The organism is Mesorhizobium sp. M7D.F.Ca.US.004.01.2.1 (assembly GCF_003997785.1).
GTDB lineage: Bacteria > Pseudomonadota > Alphaproteobacteria > Rhizobiales > Rhizobiaceae > Mesorhizobium > Mesorhizobium loti.
The window spans coordinates 1-4619 of the sequence record NZ_RZRQ01000411.1; the positions used below are offsets into that span (position 1 = coordinate 1).

At 61.4% G+C, this 4619-nt stretch carries 9 protein-coding genes; all 9 read right to left on the reverse strand.

Going from position 1 to position 4619, the window contains the following annotated elements; genetic code table 11:
- Nucleotides 1–783: preprotein translocase subunit SecY (locus EN993_RS31765; RefSeq protein WP_164757940.1), on the reverse strand; the 783-nt coding region annotated here is incomplete at its 3' end.
- 193 nt (nucleotides 784–976) lie between these two features.
- Nucleotides 977–1453 carry a 50S ribosomal protein L15 gene (gene rplO, locus EN993_RS31770; protein ID WP_013531434.1) on the reverse strand — a complete coding sequence of 159 codons (477 nt, stop codon included), beginning with the start codon at nucleotides 1451–1453 and terminating at the stop codon, nucleotides 977–979.
- 22 nt (nucleotides 1454–1475) lie between these two features.
- Nucleotides 1476–1673, reverse strand: coding sequence for a 50S ribosomal protein L30 (gene rpmD, locus EN993_RS31775; protein ID WP_006205449.1), 198 nt, complete (start codon nucleotides 1671–1673; stop codon nucleotides 1476–1478).
- Nucleotides 1674–1697: 24 nt separating this feature from the next.
- Nucleotides 1698–2261: a 30S ribosomal protein S5 gene (gene rpsE, locus EN993_RS31780; RefSeq protein WP_127265740.1), complete on the reverse strand. Its 564-nt coding sequence runs from the start codon at nucleotides 2259–2261 to the stop codon at nucleotides 1698–1700.
- Between the two features lie 131 nt (nucleotides 2262–2392).
- A complete protein-coding gene (gene rplR, locus EN993_RS31785) occupies nucleotides 2393–2752 on the reverse strand; it encodes a 50S ribosomal protein L18 (protein ID WP_032925343.1) in 360 nt (119 codons plus the stop codon).
- A gap of 138 nt (nucleotides 2753–2890) precedes the next feature.
- Complete coding sequence (rplF, locus tag EN993_RS31790; RefSeq protein WP_013531432.1) at nucleotides 2891–3424, reverse strand: 50S ribosomal protein L6; 534 nt, start codon at nucleotides 3422–3424, stop codon at nucleotides 2891–2893.
- A gap of 89 nt (nucleotides 3425–3513) precedes the next feature.
- Nucleotides 3514–3912: a 30S ribosomal protein S8 gene (gene rpsH, locus EN993_RS31795; RefSeq protein ID WP_013531431.1), complete on the reverse strand. Its 399-nt coding sequence runs from the start codon at nucleotides 3910–3912 to the stop codon at nucleotides 3514–3516.
- A gap of 12 nt (nucleotides 3913–3924) precedes the next feature.
- Entirely contained in the window at nucleotides 3925–4230 is a 306-nt protein-coding gene (gene rpsN, locus EN993_RS31800; protein ID WP_013895695.1) for a 30S ribosomal protein S14, read from the reverse strand.
- A gap of 27 nt (nucleotides 4231–4257) precedes the next feature.
- Nucleotides 4258–4619 (reverse strand): 50S ribosomal protein L5 (gene rplE / locus EN993_RS31805; RefSeq protein ID WP_127265741.1); only part of this gene is annotated, 362 nt, incomplete at its 5' end.

Below are 4619 nucleotides of genomic sequence, written 5' to 3' on the forward strand. Positions count from 1 at the left end.
GCCCTGGAACATGCGGTTGCCGACCTGACGCTTCGGATACTGGATCAGCAAGCGGCGCTGGGCGCGCTCGAAGAACACGATCAAGGCGATGACGACGATGGCGAGCACGATGATCGCCAGGATCAGGCCGGTCGACAAGGCGCCCGTGCGGCCAAGCTCCAGCGTGCCGGAAATGGCGCGCGGCAAACCGGCGACGATGCCGGAGAAGATGATCAGCGAAATGCCGTTGCCGATGCCGCGTGCGGTGATCTGTTCGCCCAGCCACATCAGGAACATGGTGCCGCCGACCAGCGTGACGACGGTCGAGAGGCGGAAGAACATGCCTGGATCGTTGACGATGCCGTGACCGCCTTCCAGGCCCACCGAAATACCATAGGCCTGAACCAGCGCCAAAAGCACGGTGCCGTAGCGTGTGTACTGGTTGATGACCTTGCGGCCCTGTTCGCCTTCCTTCTTCAGCGCTTCCAGCGACGGGATGACCGAGGTCATCAGCTGCATGATGATGGAGGCGGAGATGTAAGGCATGATGCCGAGCGCAAAGATCGCCATGCGCTGCACGGCGCCGCCGGCGAACATGTTGAACATGCCAAGCACGCCCTTGCTCTGCGAGGAGAAGGCTTGGGCGAAGGCGTCGGGATTGATTCCGGGAAGCGGGATGTAAGTGCCGAGGCGGTAGACGAGCAGCGCGCCGATCGTGAACCAGATGCGTTTCTTCAGGTCCTCCGCTTTGGCGAAGGCCGAGAAATTCAGATTCGAGGCTAATTGTTCAGCAGCCGAAGCCATGCCTGATTCTCCGCTTGGTAACGCTTGATGGCCCTTGAGGTCAGGCGGTGCGTTTCACCGAAGCTCACGAGATAAGCTCCGGGCTCTAAACATGCAAGCGGCCGCGTTGACGCGGCCGCCTCGTTGAGCAGATCAAAGCGCAATCGTGAGCAAAAACGGATCCCACTCTTGCCGATCGCGCTTCAAATTGCCGTTACTCGGCAGCTGCCTTTTCCTGCGGCAGCTTGACCGAACCGCCGGCCTTTTCGATCTTCTCGATCGCGGCCTTGGAGGCGCCGGCAACGTCAAAGGCCAGCTTCGCCTTGATCTCGCCGTCCGAGAGGATGCGCACACCGTCCTTGACGCGGCGGATGACGCCGGCGGCAACCAGCGATTCAGCCGTCACGGTTGCCTTGGCGTCGAGCTTCTTGGCGTCGATGGCCACCTGGATGCGGGCCAGCGACACGACAGTGAAGCTCTTGGCGAAGATGTTGTTGAAGCCACGCTTCGGCAGGCGCCGGTAGAGCGGCATCTGGCCACCCTCGAAGCCGTTGATGGCGACGCCGGAGCGTGCCTTCTGGCCCTTGACGCCGCGGCCGCCGGTCTTGCCGGAGCCGGAGCCGATACCACGGCCGAGACGCTTCTTGGAGTGCGTCGCGCCGTCCTTGTCACGCAGATCGTTGAGTTTCATCTGAGTTCTCCTGCGCTCTGGCTCAGCCCTCGTCCACGACGCGGACGAGATGCTGGACGGCAGCGATCATGCCGCGCACGGAGGGCGTATCTTCCAGTGTGCGCTGCTTGTGCATCTTGTTGAGGCCGAGGCCGACCAGCGTCGCGCGCTGTTCCTTCGGACGGCGGATCGGCGAACCGATCTGCTCAACGGTGATGGTCTTGGTTGCTTTCTTGGCCATGGTCAAAATCCCTGGTCAGATCGACTATTCTTCAGACGCAACGGCGGTGCCGCGGCGGGCCTGAAGGGTCGAATACTTGATGCCGCGAGCAGCAGCCACATCCTTGGGATGCATCTGGCTCTTCAGCGCGTCGAAGGTGGCGCGAACCATGTTGTAGGGGTTCGACGAACCCATCGACTTGGCGACCACGTCATGCATGCCGAGCGTCTCGAAGACAGCGCGCATCGGGCCACCGGCGATGATGCCGGTACCTTGCTTGGCAGCGCGCAGCAGCACGCGTCCCGCGCCCCAGCGTCCTTCGACGTCGTGATGCAGCGTACGACCCGAGCGCAGCGGCACGAAGATCATGTCGCGCTTGGCCGATTCAGTGGCCTTGCGGATAGCTTCCGGCACTTCGCGCGCCTTGCCGTGACCAAAGCCGACGCGGCCCTTCTGGTCGCCGACGACGACGAGTGCTGCAAAACCGAAGCGACGGCCGCCCTTGACGACCTTGGCGACGCGGTTGATGTGGACGAGCTTGTCCACCATGCCGTCATCGCGTTCTTCACGATCGCGGCCGCGGCCGCCATCCCTACGTTCCTGTGCCATATCCTGTTCCTTGTTTTTTTCCGGAAGCACGGTTGCTGATAAGATCCGGCGCCTCTGTGGGTCACCGGGGGCGAAATCATTTCCTTCGCATAATCTTTATCCGAAAAGTCTGCAACTTTTCGGGATCATGCTTAGAAGCTCAAACCACCTTCACGGGCAGCCTCGGCGAGCGCCTTGACGCGGCCGTGATAGATGTAGGCGCCGCGGTCGAAGACGACTTCCTTGACACCGGCCTTGGTGGCGCGCTCGGCGATCAGCTTGCCGATCGCGGCGGCAGCGGCGGTGTCGGCGCCGGTCTTGAGCGAACCCTTGAGGTCCTTCTCGAGCGTCGAAGCGGCGGCGATGGTGTGGCCCTTGGCATCGTCGATGACCTGCACGTAGATGTTCTTCGACGTGCGGTGGACCGACAGACGCGGGCGCTCACCAGCGACCTTCTTGATCTGACGGCGGACGCGCTGCGCGCGGCGCTGGATGGATTCCTTGGTAGCCATGATAGTTCCTTGCCTTCAAAAAACGGGGGCCGCCATGTGCGGTAGGCGAATGCGCCTCCCGCGACCGCTCCCCGCGGCGTTGCACTTCTTTAGCTTGGTCCTTTCCGAAAAGTCTTCGACCTTTCGGGGCCAAGCCCACTACTTCTTCTTGCCTTCCTTGCGGACGATCTTCTCGCCAGCGTAGCGGACGCCCTTGCCCTTGTAGGGCTCGGGACCACGATACTCGCGGATCTCGGCCGCAACCTGGCCGACCTGCTGCTTGTCGATGCCGGCCACGGTAATTTCAGTCGGCTTCGGCACCGTGATGGTGATGCCCTGCGGCGTCTCGTAGACGACGTCATGGCTGAAGCCAAGTGCCAGCTGCAGGTTCTTGCCCTGAAGTGCCGCGCGATAGCCGACGCCGGTGATCTCGAGCTTCTTTTCGAAACCGTCCTTGACGCCCTGCAGGATGTTGACGATCTGCGTGCGCGACATGCCCCACTTGGAGCGGGCGGTCTTGGTCTGGTCGCGCGGCTGGACAGCGATCTCGCTGCCTTCCATCTTGACCAGGACTTCGTCGTTCACCACGAACTTCAGCTCACCCTTGGGGCCCTTCGCCGTCACGGTCTGGCCGTTGACGGTCGCGGTCACGCCCTGCGGCAGCGAAACGGGTTTCTTTCCAATACGAGACATTTTGTTGTCCTCGTCACTTCTCTTGTTTCAGGTCTCTGTCTTCGGGAACGATCCGAAGACCGGATTCCACTTTGCGGTCAACTGCCAGATCAGAAGATCTGGCAGAGGATTTCACCGCCGACATTCTGTTCACGTGCTTCGTGGTCGGCCATCACGCCTTTCGGTGTCGAAAGGATGGCGATGCCGAGGCCGTTGGCAACCTGCGGAATCGACTTGGCCGAAACATAGACGCGGCGGCCTGGCTTCGAGACACGGGCGATTTCGCGCACGACCGGCGCGCCGTCGAAATACTTCAACTCGATCTCGATTTCGGACTTGCCGTTGTCGAAGTCGGTCTGGCTGTAATCACGGATATAGCCTTCAGCCTTCAGCACGTCGAGGACGCGGGTGCGCAGACGCGAAGCCGGCGTCGAAACGCTCGACTTCTTGCGGCCATACGCGTTGCGGATGCGGGTCAGCATATCGCCGAGAGGATCGCTTAATGACATGTTATGTCCTCCTTACCAGCTCGACTTGACCAGGCCCGGGATCTGGCCGTTATTGCCGAGATCACGAAGCGCGATGCGCGATACTTTGAGCTTGCGATAGTAGGCGCGCGGACGGCCGGTGACTTCGCAGCGGTTGCGGATGCGGATCTTGGCCGAGTTGCGCGGCATGGCAGCAAGCTTGAGCTGAGCGCGGAAGCGCTCTTCCATCGGCTTGGACTGATCCATGATGATCGCCTTCAGGGCAGCGCGCTTGGGACCGTACTGGTCGGCAAGCTTGCGGCGCCTGTTGTTCTTCTCGACTGAGCTGGTCTTTGCCATTTCAGATTTTTCCTTTTCTCGCTGCCGTTACTGGCGGAAGGGGAAGTTGAAGGCCTTGAGCAATGCCCTGGCTTCGTCGTCCGTCTTCGCAGTCGTACAAACGATGACGTCCATGCCCCAGATCTGATCAACCTTGTCGTAGTTGATCTCCGGGAACACGATGTGTTCCTTGATGCCCATGGCGTAGTTGCCACGGCCATCGAAGCTCTTCGGATTCAGTCCGCGAAAGTCGCGGACGCGTGGCAGTGCGATGTTCACGAGGCGGTCGAGGAACTCATACATGCGTTCCTTGCGCAGCGTGACCTTGGCGCCGATCGGCATCTTCTCGCGGACCTTGAAGCCGGCGATCGAGTTGCGGGCGCGGGTGACGACGGCCTTCTGGCCGGCGA

Excerpts from the sequence above, each read along its gene's own strand:
- rpmD (WP_006205449.1), bottom strand. The coding sequence starts at position 1,673 with ATGGCCAAGAAAGCAACCAAGACCATCACCGTTGAGCAGATCGGTTCG.
- rpsH (WP_013531431.1), bottom strand. The coding sequence starts at position 3,912 with ATGTCATTAAGCGATCCTCTCGGCGATATGCTGACCCGCATCCGCAAC.
- rplF (WP_013531432.1), bottom strand. The coding sequence starts at position 3,424 with ATGTCTCGTATTGGAAAGAAACCCGTTTCGCTGCCGCAGGGCGTGACC.
- rpsN (WP_013895695.1), bottom strand. The coding sequence starts at position 4,230 with ATGGCAAAGACCAGCTCAGTCGAGAAGAACAACAGGCGCCGCAAGCTT.
- rplR (WP_032925343.1), bottom strand. The coding sequence starts at position 2,752 with ATGGCTACCAAGGAATCCATCCAGCGCCGCGCGCAGCGCGTCCGCCGT.
- rplO (WP_013531434.1), bottom strand. The coding sequence starts at position 1,453 with ATGAAACTCAACGATCTGCGTGACAAGGACGGCGCGACGCACTCCAAG.
- rpsE (WP_127265740.1), bottom strand. The coding sequence starts at position 2,261 with ATGGCACAGGAACGTAGGGATGGCGGCCGCGGCCGCGATCGTGAAGAA.